The sequence below is a fragment of the Klebsiella sp. CN_Kp075 genome, from assembly GCF_040065055.2.
Taxonomy (GTDB): domain Bacteria; phylum Pseudomonadota; class Gammaproteobacteria; order Enterobacterales; family Enterobacteriaceae; genus Klebsiella; species Klebsiella aerogenes.
Genome location: NZ_CM198050.1, coordinates 2,561,352 through 2,579,011, shown reverse-complemented (window position 1 = coordinate 2,579,011; position 17,660 = coordinate 2,561,352). Strand labels below are relative to the sequence as shown.

Genomic DNA, 17,660 nt, shown 5'->3' with positions numbered 1-17,660 from the left:
TCGCTTTCTTATTCCGACGGGCTACGGATAGCCCAAAATTCCATATCCAGGCCGGGGAACTCGCCTGCCAGATGCAGTGCGAAGGCGCCGGATTTCTCCATGTCGTTCCACAGCTCGCCGCCCTTTTCGACTGCAAAGTAGTTGTAACCGGCATGCCACGGAATTTGCGGCGGCGCGGCGGGCATAGCGCGCAGGATCAAACCCGGTAGTTGTAGTTGCACCAGATCGCGAATTTTGCTCACCGGCGCGACTTTCATCTGTGCCGGGAAGTGCGTTTGCAGTACATCACCCGGTACGCTAGCTTTAACCGCCAATACGAATCCGAAATCACGCACCATGCTGCTCTCGGGTACGGTCGCGATGTTTAGCCCATGCGATCGTTCTATCAGCGGGAGTTGGATGGCGTTGTCTTCCATTACTTGTGATAACCCCTGACGCAGCAACAACATCAGTTTGCCGAAGCAGCTAGCGAGATCGTCATGGTCGTAAATTGGCAGGGCGGCATCCGGACCGCGCTGCGCCATCCAGGTCGTCAGCTCGGCGGCGAACGGCAGCCAGCTATTCCACAATGACTCGGGGTGAACTAATGGCAGCGTTTTGAGATGTGAGAGATGGCCGAGATGGCGATTAACCAGCGCAAGTAGAGTGAACTCAATTAATTCGGAAGTATTAAAACGCCCCGGCTGTCGCAGCCGGCTGCCGATCTGCTGGCTGCGTTGCGCCAGCAGACCATGCAAGTCGTTGATCATCGCGTATATCAAAGGATGATTGATGCCGTTGAGCATCGGCGGGATATAGCCATTATCGAGTTTTACGGCGTTATCGTTGCGCTTTTCGGCAATGAACCCCACGCCGATGGCCGTCCACTCGGCGGTCAAATCCTTTTCCAGCATCAGGGTGAGCCGCGGGCGGGCAAACTGCACGGTGGCATCGCCGACCGACAGCGCATTGTCATCTTCCACATCCTGTTCAAACGCGGTAAAGCGCGCCAGCGAGTCTTTTTCCTCGCTGAAGATAACCTCTTCCCGACCGCCGCGACGAACCGGCAAGGCCAATACGACTTTTTCGCCCGTGACGTTATCCGGGATTTGCAACGGCGCCGGGCCCTGACGAGCATCGCGAAACTGGAAGAACGTCCCATCCGGCAGCAGGCCGCTGGCATAGCTCAGAGCAATGCAGCCCTGACGCAGCATCGCCTCATCAAGTTCAATCTCAAGGAAACCCCACAGCCAGGAGCGCTGTAATCCGCCCCATTCGCGAATTTGCGTATGCAGGTAGCTTTCTGCCCGCTGAAAGTGATGCGGACGCAAGAACATACCTTCGGTCCAGACCACCTTTTCTGCTTTATTCATACAAATTTCCTGTTAGGGCTCGCGCTATTGCTGCACGACGCGGATCCCGTTAACGTCAAGATATAAATTGGCTTGCAGCTGATCTGCCGACAGTTTCCAGAACTGCCAAAAAGGAGTTTCGCCAGACGTTGGCAGAGGAAGAGAAATGCGCCACTTTTTACCATCCAGAGATTGGTATTCCGCCATCACTCCGATATAACGCGCCTCCGGCGAGCTCTGCCCGCTGAGTTTTTTTGCCAGTTGACCCGGCATAAGGAAAAATTCATCGCTGTTCAGCAAGTTGCCGGCGAGAACTTTTTGCGCGTTATTTTGTAAGGAGTAGAAATCGGCGGACATGAATTCCGCATCGGATTTCAGCACTAACACTCTGACCTTTAATGGCGCAGAACGGTTAATTTGCGGGTGGGCCTGGAACTGAAGATTGTATCGGGCAGGGTCGCTGTGTGAAGACGAACCACATCCACTAACCAACGTAAAAAGAAGCAAATAAAACGCCAGCATGACCTGGCGTAAAAGAGAGTTATTATTCATACGGTGTCGCTCGTAAAGGCGGGATTAATCCAGAATCCAGGTACCGTTATTGCCGTTTTTGCAGGCTTTGGTATTTCCGTCGACGCTCACGCAGGTCGCTTTCTTACGCGCCTTCGGGCGCTTCGACTGTTCGCGGACCGTTTTATCATACAGCTCACTTTTGACAACGGCATTGGCCGGAGCATAGCCAATTAAATTTTCCTGACCTTCATTGGCTAACGCTATCCAGCCGTCCTGGGCCTGTCCCAATGCAATATAATTAGCACCTGGAACTAATTGCACAATCACTTTGCCGCCATATCCGGCCTGGCTCATTACCGCGGCAGAATACAGCGCGCGATATTCTGCGTTAATTGGGGTAAATTCCGTTGGCGGAACAACAATATGGCGATGGGTCAAATTGACGCCGTTAACCTGCGTGGTTTCAATGGTGTCATCGGTAATTTGCGGCTTCGGCGGCGCTTCGCACCCTGCCAGTGAAACCGCAATCATAGCGGCTAAAAACACTCGCGTTTTCATATGCTTTTCCATTGCAATGCTATTATTTTCTTAAGGGTTATCTCTGCTTGAATAACAAGTCTGAATATCCTTAATCACTGTGCGTAAAAGGGTTCCCGATGTGATATGGGCATAGCTACCGCACGAATCTTCACCGCAGTGGATCCCTATATTACATTTCATTAACTATCACCACACAATTTTACAGATCGATCGAGTCAATTCAACACGCAATTTCGCCCCATTATCAGGAGCAGTTGGCGGAATTAATTTTTTCAGACTAATCTTATAATGATGATATCCCTGAAAAAACCTTCTGACGGCGGAAAAGTGTAATCGCAAAAACCATACAAAAGAAAGTGAAATTTAACTGATTGATTTAATGAATATAATATACGGTTTTATAAATCGGATTTTTCATTCACTGAAAAGATGGAATTATCCTAAATATTTTTACACGCATATTACCCCCACTAATGTTGGTAGGCCATTTGCAATATTATTAGTTCATTCTGAAAAGGGAGATTGATGGGGTAATTTGCTTCTGCGATGAAGACATTATCAGACAATATTGCAGACACAAGGCAGAAGGTAATAGCAGATTGGAGCCATAATGGCTCCAATCTTATTTAGTGATGATGGTGGTTGTGGTGCTTGTTGTACTCTTTTTCGCGCTTCTTATAATCCTTGCGACCATCACGATAACCTTTCTCATAGGCTTTACGCTGCTTTTTCTCCAGCTTTCGCCAGTGCTTATCACGATATTCATAGTGACGATGCCAGTAGTCTTTGTCACGCCAGCGCCCACCATCCCAGTAATGACCATAGGAATCACGGTCGCCAATCTGCAGTTTTATGGCCGGTAAAAGCGTAATCTCCTCGGCCTGGGTGACGATCGGTGCGGATGATGCCAGCAAGACGGCGGCCAGCAATAATATTTTTCGCATCGGATTCTCCTTAGCTGTGCGTTTAGTAATATGTTGTAACACAACCGACCAGCTAATTATCCAGGTTAATTCTGCTTTTTTGTCAGGAAATCACTGGGAGGATACTGTTATGTATGGATGTTAGAGGCGATCCTAATTGGCAACATGGCAGTAATTTTTCTCCGTCCAATTACACACCTTGCCCTCACCTGCGAATCATAAGACAATGTGATTTTTCAAGCGTCTACATGCCTACGGGAGTAATGATTATCGCTTCTCGTCGCCTCCTCTCCGTCACCAGCATGACCCGGCTCGGCGCGGTTGCCGCCGCCGTATTGCTGCTCGTGACTTGCACCAGTAAAGCGCCAAAATCGCTGGTGACCGCCAGCAAACCGCCCGTTGCGCAAAAATCGGCAAAAAATCACCAGCCGGTGCGCGGCGTCTGGCTCACCACGGTTTCCCGTCTCGACTGGCCGCCGGTGGGTTCAATTATCGCCAGTAGCCCGGAAAGCCGTATCAGCCAGCAAAAGCTGGCCCTGATCGCCAAACTCGACAATCTACAACGCCTGGGCATCAATACCGTCTTCTTCCAGGTTAAACCGGATGGCACCGCGCTGTGGGAGTCCCACATCTTGCCGTGGTCAGACATGTTGACCGGCAAAATTGGCGAAAATCCCGGTTACGATCCGCTGCAGTTTATGCTCGATGAAGCGCATAAACGCGGGATGAAAGTTCACGCGTGGTTCAACCCGTATCGGGTTTCGGTCAATACTAAACCCGCCACCATCGCCGAACTTAACCACACCCTGACTCAGGTCCCCGCCAGCGTATTTGTCCTGCACCGCAACTGGATACGTACCGCCAGCGATCGCTTTGTGCTCGACCCAGGAATCCCGGAAGTCCGTGACTGGATCACCAGTATCGTGGCGGAAGTGGTGCAAAACTATCCTATCGATGGCGTGCAGTTTGATGACTATTTCTATACTGAAACGCCGGGATCGATGCTGAACGATAATCAAACCTATCAGCGATATGGTCAGGGTTATGCCTCGAAAGCCGACTGGCGGCGTCATAACACCCAACAGTTGATAGCGCAGGTCTCACAGACCATCAAGAAACTGAATCCGCAGGTTGAGTTTGGCGTCAGCCCGGCGGGGGTATGGCGCAACCGTTCCCACGATCCGGCCGGTTCTGACACCCGCGGCGCGGCGGCCTATGATGAGTCCTATGCCGATACCCGCAGTTGGGTTCAACAAGGGCTGTTGGATTATATCGCGCCGCAGCTGTACTGGCCGTTCGCCCGCGATGCCGCGCGCTATGATGTGCTGGCTAAGTGGTGGGCCGATGTCGTGAAACCCACTCACACCCGGCTCTATATCGGCGTGGCGCTGTATAAAGTCGGTGAACCGTCAAAAAATGAACCAGACTGGATGGTCGGCGGCGGCGTGCCGGAGCTGAAAAAGCAGATCGACCTCAATGAAACCACGCCAGGTATTCAGGGGACGATTCTGTTTCGCGAGAACAACCTTAACCAGCCGCAAACCCAGCAGGCGGTTCAGTATCTGCAGCAGCGCTGGGGGAGCTAATTTGTGCTAATCACCCTCCCCGTTGTGCGAACGGGGAGTTTCTGTTTTCCGCCTGAGAGCGCAGCGGTAGAGATTAAACCGTCAGTTCATCCACTACTTCCGCGACGCTCTTGACCTGCTGAATACTGCCGATGCCGGTTCCCAGTGAAATGTAACCTTCGTCAGTGTTGCCCTCCAGCATGCCAATCCGTAGGCCGCGCAACCCGCCCATTTCCGCGGCTATGGTTTCATTACTGGCGCCGGATTTATCTAACGCCACCAGTCTGGCGGCTAATTTACCCGGCAGCGAACGATAGTAATCCGGCAATGTGCGAAATAGCTGCAAATCCAGGCCGTTAGCCTGCACGATCATCTCTTTCACCGATTGCGGCACGCGGCTCTCGGTGGTGCTGATAAACACGGAGCCGGTAAATACCCCCTGCGCGCCCAGCGCGTGGGCGGCCCTGGCGGTGCGCCGGTCGGTAATTCCCCCAGCCGCCAGCACCGGCACGCGCTTCACCGCATCGACAATCAATGGCACGATAGAAAACGTTCCCAATGCCGTCCCCGGAAGCGTTCCACCTTCGTCGAAGCCGGTGGCGACAATAACATCAGCGCCCATCTCCTCGGCCTCGCGGCTGTTTTCCGGCGTCGGGTTAATATCACGATAGATAATGTTGATCCCGGCCTGCTTAAGAGAAGCAAACAGCGAGGGAATGATAGCCCCTTGACCATAGCCGGTATAAACCACCGCTTTAACCCCCTCTTCTTTTACTACTTCTACAATCGGCGGCGTCCAGATATCGTTTTCAACCGTCGGAATGAGATTGACGGCAAAAGGTTTCTCGGTGAGTAATTTCGTTTTACGGATCTCTTCACGCATCTTTTCTGCCGTTTCCTGCGGCGTCGAGACGGCGGTTTGCGCGGTTAAACCTGCGTTCGGCCCTAATACGCCAAGCCCTCCGGCATTACTGACGGCGGCGACCAATCGGGCGTCGGTCAGCCAGGATAACGGCCCCTGAATGACAGGTTTTTCAATACCGAGAATATGGCTAACAGAACGGTTTTGCATGATGCGACTTCCTTAGTGTGTTTTCTGGCGCTTAACGCTGGGATGACGACACTGTAGGCCGCTTTATTGTTTGTAAAAATAGTAGAAATTATCCATCACTGTTATTAAATAAGTAATAATCAAAGTGAAATACCAAGCCGTCATCAGAGCACATTGATAAAAATGAACTTAAATCTATTTGAATCTATTAAGATTTTTATCGAAATCATCGAGTCTGGCAGCTTTACGCGTGCCGCCGAGAATCTGCAGATCCACCGCCCGGCGGTCACGAAAGCGCTACAGCAGCTGGAGCAGCACTGCGGCGTTAGGCTTCTGCAGCGTACCACCCGACAGATCCACCTCACCCCTGATGGCGAGGCGTTTTATCGTCGTAGTAAACCTCTGCTGGCGCAGGCCGACGAGCTGATGGAATCTTTCGCCCCGCAGCGTCCGCTGCAGGGTCAACTGCGCGTCGATATGCCTATCGCCCTGGCGAAGTTAGTGGTCGTACCGAATCTCCCCGCCTTTTATCATCAGCATCCGGAGCTTGAAATTGTGCTGAGCAGCTCCGACCGACGGCGGGATATGCTTCGTGAGGGCCTCGATTGCGTTCTGCGCATCGGCGAACTTGAAGACGGTGACTATATCGCACGTCATCTCGGTACCGTCGGTATGAAAACCTGCGCCAGCCCGGCCTACCTGGCGAAACACGGCGTTCCCACAATCCTTGACGACCTGCAGCATCATCAGGCGATCAACTGGCTGAATAACAGTAATCATCAGACCATGCGCTGGGTGTTTCAGACTGACGCCGGACCGCAGACTCTTGCGCTGGCCGGCAAACTGGTGGTGGATAATTCAGAGACGTACATTGCCGCCGGTTTGGCTGGGCTCGGCATTATGCAGGGTCTGGATCTTTTCCTGCAACCCTGGTTGAAGAGCGGTGAGTTGGTTGAGGTCCTGCCGAATAATCCGGTTCCCTCCAGAAAATTATCGCTTATCTATCCCCATCGTCATGTATCACGCAAGGTGCGCGTCTTCGCCGAGTGGCTGGCGACGCTGTTATAGAAATAAGGATACAATAAAGCCCGGCGCGATATGCCGCCGGGCATGAGTTAAGGCGAGGTAAGTTCATCGTAGAGCGTTCGCAATCGGCTGCGAAGAAAGAGTACCGCTTTGTGTTTACGCGACAGCCACGCCTGCTCGCTGGCGCCGCTCTCTGCCGCCAACTCCCTGTAGCTATAGCCCTGCAGTTCGGTTTTCTCGAAGGCTTCTCGCTGCAGCGGCGGCAACTCCGCCAGCGCTTCAGTTAATGCCTCCCACAGCAGTTCTTTAAGGTATGCTTCCTCCGGCGTCTGCGCGATGCCAAACAGCGTTTCCGCCAGCTCATCCTCGGCAGAGCCGCCATCGCCATCCTCATCGCTGTCGAATGTTAATGGCAACTCGCGCTTCTTGCGCGACCGATCGGTCATTTCATTACGCGCCGCCCGGAATAACCATGCCGCCACGTTCTCCACCGGTTGCTCGACTTTCATCAGTTGCAGGGTAACTTCCTGCAGGATGTCATCGGCATCGTCACGTACGGCGGTTCTACCGCGAATAAACGCCCTTAAACGCGCACGACAGGCGGCAAGCGCAGACAACAGCCGTGATTCCCCCGCCATCGTGTTGTTTACCTCGTTCACTCGGCATCCGGCGTCTTCGCCGAGGTGTTATCGTCAGTCGGTTGCCCGCCGCGACGTTCATGCCAGCCGCAGCGGCCGTGATGTCCGTGGCGACCAAAACGTTGAGCAAACTCCTCTCGCTGCTCCGGGGTCATGGTCATCCAGCGTTCATGCATGCGTCGACGCGCCTGCGCCATACCAAACATACCGCGATGAAAACCTAAACCGCCAAACAAGATACGGCACAGCGCCAGCAACCCCAAAGCCTGCCAGAAACCGATGCTTTTCACCCCGAAGATAGCCGGCAGCAAGGCGTTCCATAGCGTCATCACGACCAGACTCAGTACCACAACAATCAGCGCGCCGATGATCAGCGGTCGCGCCAGTCTATGGCGACCAAAACCCTGGTGATGATGCCCGTGTCGTTCAAAATCTCTCATCGTCAATTACCTCATTAAAATGTATGTATCGAGGTAGACGAATCAGCGAAGAAAATATTGCCAACAAAAATGAAAAAATAACGCAATCACGAAAACGGGCAATAGCACTCAGAAACTCATTGCTAAACCGAGACCATAACCTTCGGTGTTATTACCGAACATGTAGCGGGCCACCAGTCGGGTGCGGGTGATAAATACCGGATACTGGCTACTGTCAAGTTCCAAACCAATACCAAGCGAACTCAGGCTATCAAAGCCGAGTTCACCGCGCTGGTCGCCGAGATACATGGTATGGGCGCCTTCCAGCACATAGCGCACCGGGCTTTTCAGCAGCGTCCAGTCGGCAATCGGCGCGCGTCGGCGAAGGTAGATACCCAGGTTTTCGGCACTGGCCTGCCCCTGTACCGCTTCAGATGTGCTACCGAAGGTTTGCAAATTCATCGCGGAATAGCGCGCCTCTATATCAATATCCTGCGTTTTGGAAAACAGTTCATAATCGAGCATTAGCGACCCGCCCAACCCATAGGCGTTCAGTCGACCACCATCGAGGAAGCGAATATCGGCATCCGTTTTGCGTTCGAGCGCCCAGCGACCAAGGCGCGCATCACTGGCCATGGTGCCCAGCATCATATTGAAGATAGGCCGTAGTACCAGTTTTCCGCCCCAGCGGTCCTGATACAACGGAAAGTCCCAGCCGACGCCGCCGGTGGCGGTCAGACTGTTCCATTTGGTCGGGATGGTACGACTTTGGTCGCCATCGCTGATTACAAATTGTGGGTCGTAGCGGCTATAACCCATGGTGCCTTCCAGATAGAGAGGAAAGCTGTCGCTCAGCGTTGCGCCGCCGCCGAATTGGGTGATGGTGAGTTCGTTTTTCTCATTGGCGCCGGAACCAATATTCAGGTCGCTGGCGGTTACGTCAGGCACCACGGTATAACTCATTAAGGTGAGCACCGCGTCCGCACGCTGCTTTAGCCGACTGCCGTCGAGGGCATAGCCTGCCTGGCTGACGAATAGCACCGCCAGCAGTAGCCAGGACGCGCGCGGAACGACAAATACCATGGTCTGATGCTACCTCAACGGGGGGATTAGTTTGATTGAGTATAGCCAGCAGCGACCAATCGTTAGTTATTTTTCAATACGCTGCAGTTGAATGGCATCCGCCTGCTGCGCTTTATCAGCAAGCTGCTGGAACTGCTGCGGAGAATAAAAATTATGCGGCGCTGGCAGCGACTGCATATCCTGCCCTGGATGGATTTGCAGTTGACCCAGTTCAGCGAGCGTAAACCCGGCAACTTCCTTTGGCATCGTCAGACGATACGGCGGCGTGCGTTCAAAAGGAACCGGCGTTGGCAGGCGATTTTCGCTGAGATCGTAATTCCGCTTCAGTACCAAAAATTTGTCCGGTACCCTGCGCTTACTGTTCCACCAGTCGCCGTCAATCTCGCGAAACATCCTTTCCGTCTCACTTTGCGGCGCGACCAGCAGTTTGACCAACGCCTGTTTTAACGCCGCTTCCATCGCCCGGTTGTAGGCATCGACCGAACCGGCTTGCCCTTGCAATATGACGTTGATCGCCAGACGTGCGCCCAGCAGATTGGAGTAGAGATCCTCCGGCGAAAAGGCGGAAATCTCTTCCGAAAAGCCCGGAACCGATTGGAAGCCATACCATTGGGCGATCTCATGCCATTGCGCAATTTCAAAGGCCAGATGGCCGGCAAGCCACGCGGCAATCGTATATCGCTGCGGCATTGAAGCCGGCGGCGTAAAGGCATTTAACTGGACGCGACGGACGCCCAGCTCCTCGCTATAAAAGATACGTCCTGGCTGGCCGAGCGTGGGATAAATTCGGCTGAATAAATAGAAGGTGTAATCAGCGGTATCGCGCACATGGGCAATATCAATAAAGCCGCCGCGGCGGGTATAGATAAGGCCATTGTGCTCATCGCTTAAGCCTATCAGATTTTTAACCGCGCCGAGCGCGCTATCGTTGTAATGATGCTCACCTAAGGTATCGAGCGTCAGCACATTGCCAATCTGATAAACCGGGATCGGCACGCCAATGGCGCGCACCCGCAGATCGAACCCGAAGGCGCAGCATGGGCGCAGCGATTCCGGCGGTGACAGTTCACCCACTACCGGGCTGACATGATTAACGGGAATCGTCGGTAATACCGGGTCCTGGGCAAATACCGAAAAAGCGGCTGCCCATAACCACCACAAACTCTTACGCATCAAAAGCGTTCTCCACCACACAAAAACAGCGCGCATCATACTCGCCGATGACTACGCGCCGTTAAGTCAAAAACGGTATTCGCCAGCGACAAAGAAACTATTGCGCTCGTTAAAGCCAAATTCGGTTAGCACATTGAAGTTACGCGTGATTTCGTACTGGGCGCCGATCAGCATATTCCACGGTGAAGTGAGTTTCTGTTTGACATCAAACTTGCCGTCGCCGTCTTTATTGACCGCGGCAATCAATGGTTGCAGCTGTGGCGGCATATGCAAATCAGCAAGGTTGCCTTTGAACTCCTGTTGCACGTCCTGATACATACTGCCAACCCACACGCTGAGATGCGAAGGGCCAGAAATCCCCTGTAGATCAAATCGATAACCCACGCGAGGTGACACTGTCACGGCAGAGATGCTGCCGTCGAGAATATCAAAATCGGTGCGGGTGTAGTTAGTATCGACGAGGGCAAACCAGTTCTCATAGCCGCCAGCCAGCGTGAACCCGCCCCCCCAGGTAGTACCTTTGAAATCAAGGACAAAATCGATGTTTTGCAACTCGCCGCTTTGGTTGAGGTTATGCACCGCGCCGGCGATGATGCGATCCAGACCGCGGTATTGCGTCGGGTCAGCATCGACCGACACATTCGACACCGACGAACCGCGGGTGTGGCCCAAAATTCCGTAGACATTAAGGAATGGAAATACCCACATATCGAGACGCAGGTTCTCAGTTTTGCTCTTCTCCCGCGTGTGTCCGGCGTCAATGGCGAACATATCGCTGGGGATTGGATGGTTACCCAGCTTCAGTCCGGAAAAGGTGATGCTGTCGACCATAATATCCTGGCGCATATTCATATAGCTGAGATTGACGCCAAACGGCAGCGGAATGGAATAACCGCGGGCGCGGGCTTCGTCGCCCCATATGGGAAAGTAGCTATCACTGTCGTCACTTTCCGCCGCACAGGCATTCCACACGGCGCCAGAGGTTAATAGCAGCGTAATGACGGTTGTTTTCCATCTCATTTTTTATATGTACCTTTACAGTCCGGAACCCACATTAAAATAGACCGCCTGTTCGTGTTCGCTGAAGGCGACATCGACGCCGGTAAATAATCCATACTGACGGGCGACCAGATAACGAAAACCGGTGCCCCACGCCACTTCGTTTTGCTGCCACAACGCCCCGGCTTCGTCAGCGGCGCTACCGACGCCGACAAAACCCTGCAGGATCCAGCGCGGCGCAAATTGCCAGGCCAGTTGTGTCTGGGCGACAGCGACATAATCGCCCTGATAGCGAAAACGCGAGATGCCACGCAGTTCGATGTAAGGCCGGGCCATTGGCGTCAAGTGCTTGTCATGATGAGTTAGCGACTGATAATTCGCCGCCAGCGCCAGGGTTAAGGTCGGCGCCAGCGGGATAAAGTATTTACCATCCAGCGACAACTGATTGTAATGATAGTCGCCGCCAAGCAGAGCGCGGTAAAAACGGTACTCGCCCTGTAGCGATAACCCTTTCTTAGGGTAGAAAAAATTATCGGTGGTGTCATATTCCGCCACCACGCCCAACGCCGAAGAGGTGCTTTTCTCCCCCAGCACCCGCTGCCACACCTTGTTAATCACCTGATTGTCCGCGGTCACATCGGTATGTGCATAGAATTGCGAGGCGCCAAGAAAAACCGGCGAGTCCCCCACGCGGAATAACAGCTTTTGTAGACCGCCAAAACCTTTGGTATGGGTTTGCACCGCCACATTTTTGTTAAAACCGGCAATATCGCCCGAATAGATATCGAGATTGACATTGGCGTAGCCCGCGCCAACCAGGTAACGAATCCGGTCGTGATTCCACGTATGGCGATGCGCGGCGCCGATGAACCAGGTGCCATTTTGCGTCCCGCCGCCGCCGAACCCGGTTAGCGCTGGTGGAATAAAACGATCGCCCTCGCGGGAGCCTTTACCATGCAGAAATAAACCAAACAGACCGCCGCCGTAGCCGATAGCCGGCTCGGTGATCATTACCGGCACCGGCAAAAAACCGTACGGGTTATCCTGCAGATACTGGCTCATATCAAGCATGCCATCTTCAGGATCGAACAATTGGGCGGCTCGAGACACGTCAGGCGCGAGGACAAGCATCAGTAAAAGAGTAAGGCCTGCCAGCTTCATGCGGTCTCCAGCACTGACGCATTCATAAGGGGATATTAAGGGAATGTGCTAAAAATATATCGTAAGCCCTTGTTCTTCGCCAACTTACCCTCGCCTTACTTTGCTTATTTTTGGATAAAAAAGCGTGGTTAATCACACAAATTGATAAATGTTATTTATCGATCTGGCGCATAACCACTCAAATGTGACAGTGTCACTACTATCGACGCTTTTTACCTTGTCACCGTTGTAATCAAAAAGTGAATGACGTATAACATGTCGCAACCGAGGGGTGTCCCGTGAGGGCTGAGATGGCGTAAAAACCGAACCCTTTGAACCTGATCTGGGTCATGCCAGCGAAGGGACGGGTCGGCATGTTCGCCAGTTTTCAGTTTTTACCTGTTCACACTTCTGCACGCCCGGATCTCCCCTTATTTTCAGGAGGTCCCATGATGATTCCCGCTTTTACCCAAGGTCTTTACGGTCGACTGCGTGAGCAGGCCGGTGGCGAGTGGCAACGCTACGTATCGCACCCCTTCCTCCAGCAATTAGCCGCGGGCACGCTGCCGCAGGTAGCCTTTCGTCATTATTTAACCCAGGATTATCTTTTCCTGATCCACTTCGCTCGCAGCTACGCCCTGCTGGTCAGCAAACTTCGCACGTTGCCGGAGATGCGCGCCGCCGCCGCCTCGATGAATGCCATCCTTGCTGAGCTACCGCTACATGTGGGCTATTGCGAGCAATGGGGGCTGAATGAAGACGCTATGGCCCTGCAAAGCGAAGCGATGGAAACCGTCAACTACACGCGCTACGTTCTGGATATCGGCCACGCCGGCGACGCGTTGGATCTGCTGGCGGCGCTGCTGCCCTGCGTTGCGGGTTACGCGGAAATCGGGCTCGGTCTGCTGCACAACCCACAAACCAACTTGCACGATAATCCCTATGCTTCATGGATCCGCAACTACGGGGACGAGAGCTATCTTCAGGGCGTCAACGCGGCGATCGGCCTTCTGGAAACCCTCTGGCAACAGCGCGGCGCGGAATCACGGTTCGCCGGACTGAGCGACATATTTACTACCGCTACCCGGCTGGAAGGCAATTTCTGGCAGATGGGTCTGAATGCCGCCGGGCAGGTCCAGGCGTGATGGCGCCAGGCATTCACGTTCGCGATTTATGCCTGCGCTTTGGCACACGGACTATCTTTCGCGATCTCGCCTTTGATATTGCCGCCGGGCAATGGGTGTCGCTCCTTGGCGCCAGCGGCGCGGGCAAAACCAGCCTGTTGCGTATTATCGCCGGGCTGGCGGCGCCAACCCGCGGAACCGTTGTCGCCAGCGATGGCCTTCCCGTCACTACGCGACTGGCGTGGATGGGTCAAAAAGATCTGCTCTATCCGTGGCTTAACGTGCGGGAAAATGTCGCCCTCGGCGCCAGGCTGCGCGGTGAGAAGGTCGACAACGCCCGCGTCAACGAGCTTCTTGAGCAGGTAGGACTGGCCTCCTGTGCTGATGAATGCCCTGCCGCGCTGTCCGGCGGGATGCGCCAGCGCGCGGCGTTGGCGCGCACCCTCTATGAAGATCGCCCCATTGTGCTGATGGATGAACCGTTTTCCGCCCTCGATACCCTCACCCGCACACGCATTCAGAGCCTGGCCGCGCGCTTACTGACCGGACGAACCGTAGTGCTCATTACCCACGACCCGATGGAAGCCTGCCGCCTCAGCCATCGGCTGCTGGTGCTCTCGCCTGATGGTGAAATTGATGATAGCCATCATTTAAGTGGCGTTCCGCCCCGCGATCCGGATGATGGCGCGCTGTTGGCAAGTCAGGCGCAGCTGCTGCAGCAATTGATGAGGGCGAACGGATGAGGGGCAAGTTACTGCGCGGGTGCAGCGTATTTTGTGGCCTACTGTTGCTCTGGCAACTGGCGAGCTACAGCGGCATGCCCGCCTTTTTGTTGCCTTCTCCGGCGGCGGTCGCTGAAGCGCTGTGGAATAACCGTAGTTATCTGGCCAGCCACACCCTGGTCACCCTGAGCGAAATTCTCAGCGGAATGGCGCTCGGCGTCGCGCTCGGTATGGTGCTGGCGCTTTGTATGACCATGTCGCCGCGATTACAGCGGTGGGTAATGCCGCTGGTACTGACCAGCCAGGCCATTCCGGTCTTCGCCCTCGCGCCGCTACTGGTGCTGTGGTTTGGTTTTGGTATGAGCGCCAAGGTCATGATGGCGGTGCTGGTTATTTTCTTCCCCGTTACCTCGGCTTTCTTTGATGGTCTGCAACGGGTCAATCGCGACTATCTCGATCTGGCCCGCACCATGGGCGCCTCCTTTGGCGCTCAATTGCGCCATGTCCGACTCATGGCGGCGCTACCCGCGCTAGGTTCCGGCCTGCGGATGGCCGCCGCCGTCGCCCCCATCGGCGCGATTATCGGCGAATGGGTCGGCTCCGCCGAGGGGCTTGGCTACGTAATGCTGAATGCCAATGCCCGCCTGCAAACCGATATCTGCTTCGCCGCCTTGTTCATTTTAGTACTGCTGACCATCGCGCTGTGGTTGGCGGTCGACGCCTTTTTGCACCGGCTGATCGACTGGTCGCCGGAATAACTTATCAACAGATAATAAGGAAGAGATATGCGTATACCTCTGTTGGCCGGCCTCACTCTGCTGGTTTGCGGCCAGGCATCGGCAAATGAAAAGCTGACCCTGGTACTGGACTGGTACATCAACCCGGATCATGCGCCCATTATGGTGGCGGAACAGATTGGCGCCTTTCGGGATGCCGGGCTGGATGTCAACATCATTCCCCCTTCCGACCCGGCGCTCCCTCCGCGCCTGGTTGCCGCTCGCCAGGCGGATTTAGCGATAACCTATCAACCGCAGGTTCACTTCTTCGCCGATGAAGGACTGCCGTTGGTTCGCGTCGGTACGCTGATCCACTCGCCGCTGAACACCGTGATTGCGCTGGATCCGCGCATCAAATCTCCGGCCGATCTACAAGGTAAAAAAGTGGGATATTCGGTGAGCGGTATTGAACAGGCGACCCTGGCCACCATGGCGCAGCACGCCAACATCGACCCTGACAGCATCAAATTGATCAACGTTAATTTCCAGCTCACCAGCGCTCTGCTGGCCGGCCAGGTTGATGCCGTTATCGGCGGTTATCGCAATATCGAAGCGCTGGAACTCAAACTGCAGGGCAAAAAACCGGTGGTCATGAACGTGGAAGACTATGGCGTGCCCGCTTACGACGAACTGGTGATCGTGGCAAACAAGGCCGAGGTCAACGCCCCTAAAATCAAAAAGTTTCTCGACGCATTACAGCAGGGCGTGAGCTATTTGCGCGCCCATCCGCAGCAAACCTGGCAGCGGTTTGCCAAAGAGCATCCGGAACTCAATACCGAACTGAACCAGCAGGCGTGGTTGCAGAGCGTGCCGCTGTTCGCCACCGATCCGGCAGCGTTAGATAAGCCGCGTTATGACGCGTATGAACAATTTTTATATAACAACAAGTTGGTGAAAAAAGTAACACCTTTAGCAAATTATGCGGTTGAACTGCGTTAAGTAACCATAAAACTGACGGAAGTATTTCCGTCAGTCATTCAGCGAAGCGGTAATAAAAATATATAGACTTTCTCACTAATAATTACACTTTCCATGGTTTTAAAAACAATCGAAATTTATCTTTTAAATCAGCTAATTATATTGACACCCCTGTATGTAATAATGACGTCAAAATAGCGCCATAAATTAAAGATTGAATGCGGATTTAAAAAGCCATATATTGTGCGCGCTTTATGAATGCCGATTCAATTTTCTAAACCTTTTTATTCAACCAGAGTTCAAACGTAACGCTGGTTGTGGGAGTGATATGATGACGGATAAAGTCCGTATTGATACTTTAAGTGCAGATTTATTGGACGCGAACAACGAAACCTTTTTGGCCCGTCAGGCTGAATTCGAATCGAATGTCAGGAGTTACCCTCGCAAGTTGCCGCTCGCCATCACCAAAGCCGAAGGCGTTTGGCTGACCGATGCGGATAACAAACAGTACCTGGACTGCCTCGCCGGCGCCGGGACCCTCGCTCTGGGCCATAACCATCCTGAAGTACTGCAGAGCATCCAAAGTGTCATTACCAGCGGCTTGCCGTTACATACCCTCGATCTGACAACACCGTTAAAAGATCGCTTCTCTGAATACCTGCTCTCCTGCCTGCCGGGCGAAGGGAAAGAGTATTGCCTGCAGTTCACCGGTCCTTCCGGCGCTGACGCCGTTGAAGCCGCGCTGAAGCTGGCGAAAAAATACACCGGCCGTACGGCGGTGATCAGCTTCTCCGGCGGTTATCACGGGATGACCCACGGCGCGCTGTCCGTGACCGGCAATCTGTCGCCAAAAGCGGCGGTCAACGGCATGATGCCGGAAGTCCAGTTTATGCCTTATCCGCACCAGTATCGTTGCCCTCTTGGTATCGGCGGCGAAGCGGGCGTGAAAGCGCTGACCTACTACTTCGAAAACCTGATCAACGACGTGGAAAGCGGCGTTCGCAAACCTGCTGCGGTCATCCTTGAAGCCGTACAGGGCGAAGGCGGCGTGAACCCGGCGCCGGTTGAGTGGCTGCAGCGCATCCGCAAAGTCACCAAAGAGCACGGCATTCTGCTGATCATCGATGAAGTTCAGGCAGGTTTCGCCCGTACCGGTAAATTCTTCGCCTTCGAACACGCCGGCATTGAGCCGGACATCATCGTGATGTCTAAAGCCGTCGGCGGTGGTCTGCCAATGGCGGTTCTGGGCATTAAGAAAGAGTTCGATGCCTGGGAACCTGGCCACCATACCGGCACCTTCCGCGGCAACCAGCTGGCGATGGCCACCGGCCTGACCACCCTGCGCCACCTGCGTGATAACAAGATTGCCGACAAAGTCGCCGCCCAGGGCGAGTGGCTGAAAGGCAAACTGGCGGAAATGCAGAAACGCTATCCGGTTATCGGTCACGTTCGCGGTCTCGGTCTGATGATCGGTATCGAAATCGTGAAGCCGAACGAGGCGCAGGATCATATGGGTTGCTACCCGGCTGACGGCGAACTCTCCGCGCTGCTGCAGAAGAAATGCTTCGAAGCGGGCCTGATCCTGGAACGCGGCGGCCGTCACGGTTGCGTACTGCGTCTGCTGCCATCTCTGCTGATTAGCGACGCGGAGCTGGAAGTATTCCTCGATAAGTTTGAACAGGCCCTGCTGGCCGCCGGCGTAAAACCGGTCTGAGTGGA

Annotated in this window: 18 protein-coding genes and 1 riboswitch; of the genes, 7 read left to right on the top strand and 11 right to left on the bottom strand. The window is 54.1% G+C overall.

Annotated features, from left to right (window positions below):
• Window positions 1–8 precede the first annotated feature (8 nt).
• From tssK to ABLV78_RS12260, 4 genes are all read right to left on the bottom strand, one after another.
• On the bottom strand, window positions 9–1,352 hold the full coding sequence (gene tssK / locus ABLV78_RS12275; RefSeq protein ID WP_047048483.1) for a type VI secretion system baseplate subunit TssK: 1,344 nt from the start codon (window positions 1,350–1,352) through the stop codon (window positions 9–11).
• A gap of 24 nt (window positions 1,353–1,376) precedes the next feature.
• Window positions 1,377–1,883 carry a type VI secretion system lipoprotein TssJ gene (gene tssJ / locus ABLV78_RS12270; protein WP_047048486.1) on the bottom strand — a complete coding sequence of 169 codons (507 nt, stop codon included), beginning with the start codon at window positions 1,881–1,883 and terminating at the stop codon, window positions 1,377–1,379.
• Between the two features lie 24 nt (window positions 1,884–1,907).
• Entirely contained in the window at window positions 1,908–2,402 is a 495-nt protein-coding gene (locus ABLV78_RS12265; RefSeq protein WP_015366552.1) for a hypothetical protein, read from the bottom strand.
• A 608-nt stretch (window positions 2,403–3,010) separates the two neighbouring features.
• Window positions 3,011–3,328: a DUF2502 domain-containing protein gene (locus ABLV78_RS12260; RefSeq protein ID WP_045394282.1), complete on the bottom strand. Its 318-nt coding sequence runs from the start codon at window positions 3,326–3,328 to the stop codon at window positions 3,011–3,013.
• Between the two features lie 281 nt (window positions 3,329–3,609).
• Here ABLV78_RS12260 and ABLV78_RS12255 point away from each other — a divergent pair, with 281 nt between their 5' ends.
• Window positions 3,610–4,893 carry a glycoside hydrolase family 10-like protein gene (locus ABLV78_RS12255; protein ID WP_047049005.1) on the top strand — a complete coding sequence of 428 codons (1,284 nt, stop codon included), beginning with the start codon at window positions 3,610–3,612 and terminating at the stop codon, window positions 4,891–4,893.
• 73 nt (window positions 4,894–4,966) lie between these two features.
• Here ABLV78_RS12255 and ABLV78_RS12250 read toward each other — a convergent pair whose 3' ends face one another.
• Window positions 4,967–5,944, bottom strand: coding sequence for an NAD(P)H-dependent flavin oxidoreductase (locus tag ABLV78_RS12250; protein ID WP_348865376.1), 978 nt, complete (start codon window positions 5,942–5,944; stop codon window positions 4,967–4,969).
• 162 nt (window positions 5,945–6,106) lie between these two features.
• Here ABLV78_RS12250 and ABLV78_RS12245 point away from each other — a divergent pair, with 162 nt between their 5' ends.
• The gene (locus tag ABLV78_RS12245; protein ID WP_045394277.1) at window positions 6,107–6,991 is read left to right on the top strand and encodes a LysR family transcriptional regulator; all 885 of its coding nucleotides are present in this window, start codon (window positions 6,107–6,109) and stop codon (window positions 6,989–6,991) included.
• 47 nt (window positions 6,992–7,038) lie between these two features.
• On the opposite strand, the gene ABLV78_RS12240 is transcribed toward ABLV78_RS12245, so the two are convergent.
• The 6 genes from ABLV78_RS12240 to ABLV78_RS12215 form a co-directional block, all read right to left on the bottom strand.
• The gene (locus ABLV78_RS12240) at window positions 7,039–7,587 is read right to left on the bottom strand and encodes an RNA polymerase sigma factor (RefSeq protein WP_047049008.1); all 549 of its coding nucleotides are present in this window, start codon (window positions 7,585–7,587) and stop codon (window positions 7,039–7,041) included.
• A 17-nt stretch (window positions 7,588–7,604) separates the two neighbouring features.
• Window positions 7,605–8,027 carry a hypothetical protein gene (locus tag ABLV78_RS12235; RefSeq protein ID WP_047048491.1) on the bottom strand — a complete coding sequence of 141 codons (423 nt, stop codon included), beginning with the start codon at window positions 8,025–8,027 and terminating at the stop codon, window positions 7,605–7,607.
• A 108-nt stretch (window positions 8,028–8,135) separates the two neighbouring features.
• Complete coding sequence (locus ABLV78_RS12230) at window positions 8,136–9,089, bottom strand: hypothetical protein (protein WP_045394271.1); 954 nt, start codon at window positions 9,087–9,089, stop codon at window positions 8,136–8,138.
• Window positions 9,090–9,155: 66 nt separating this feature from the next.
• Window positions 9,156–10,262, bottom strand: coding sequence for a DUF4056 domain-containing protein (locus ABLV78_RS12225; protein WP_047048495.1), 1,107 nt, complete (start codon window positions 10,260–10,262; stop codon window positions 9,156–9,158).
• A gap of 66 nt (window positions 10,263–10,328) precedes the next feature.
• Window positions 10,329–11,282, bottom strand: a complete 954-nt coding sequence (locus ABLV78_RS12220) for a hypothetical protein (RefSeq protein WP_045394266.1) — start codon at window positions 11,280–11,282, stop codon at window positions 10,329–10,331.
• A 15-nt stretch (window positions 11,283–11,297) separates the two neighbouring features.
• The gene (locus ABLV78_RS12215; protein ID WP_047048497.1) at window positions 11,298–12,422 is read right to left on the bottom strand and encodes a BamA/TamA family outer membrane protein; all 1,125 of its coding nucleotides are present in this window, start codon (window positions 12,420–12,422) and stop codon (window positions 11,298–11,300) included.
• Window positions 12,423–12,679: 257 nt separating this feature from the next.
• Window positions 12,680–12,783: riboswitch (TPP riboswitch) on the top strand.
• A gap of 67 nt (window positions 12,784–12,850) precedes the next feature.
• Here ABLV78_RS12215 and tenA point away from each other — a divergent pair.
• The 5 genes from tenA (at window position 12,851) to ABLV78_RS12190 (ending at window position 17,655) form a co-directional block, all read left to right on the top strand.
• Window positions 12,851–13,546 carry a thiaminase II gene (tenA, locus tag ABLV78_RS12210; RefSeq protein WP_047048500.1) on the top strand — a complete coding sequence of 232 codons (696 nt, stop codon included), beginning with the start codon at window positions 12,851–12,853 and terminating at the stop codon, window positions 13,544–13,546.
• Window positions 13,543–14,268, top strand: coding sequence for an ABC transporter ATP-binding protein (locus tag ABLV78_RS12205; RefSeq protein WP_047048502.1), 726 nt, complete (start codon window positions 13,543–13,545; stop codon window positions 14,266–14,268). Before tenA ends, ABLV78_RS12205 begins: the two co-directional genes overlap by 4 nt.
• The gene (locus ABLV78_RS12200; protein ID WP_047048505.1) at window positions 14,265–15,005 is read left to right on the top strand and encodes an ABC transporter permease; all 741 of its coding nucleotides are present in this window, start codon (window positions 14,265–14,267) and stop codon (window positions 15,003–15,005) included. Before ABLV78_RS12205 ends, ABLV78_RS12200 begins: the two co-directional genes overlap by 4 nt.
• Before the next feature lie 27 nt (window positions 15,006–15,032).
• Entirely contained in the window at window positions 15,033–15,962 is a 930-nt protein-coding gene (locus ABLV78_RS12195) for an ABC transporter substrate-binding protein (RefSeq protein ID WP_047048508.1), read from the top strand.
• A gap of 307 nt (window positions 15,963–16,269) precedes the next feature.
• Window positions 16,270–17,655: a diaminobutyrate--2-oxoglutarate transaminase gene (locus tag ABLV78_RS12190; RefSeq protein ID WP_047048511.1), complete on the top strand. Its 1,386-nt coding sequence runs from the start codon at window positions 16,270–16,272 to the stop codon at window positions 17,653–17,655.
• Window positions 17,656–17,660 lie beyond the last annotated feature (5 nt).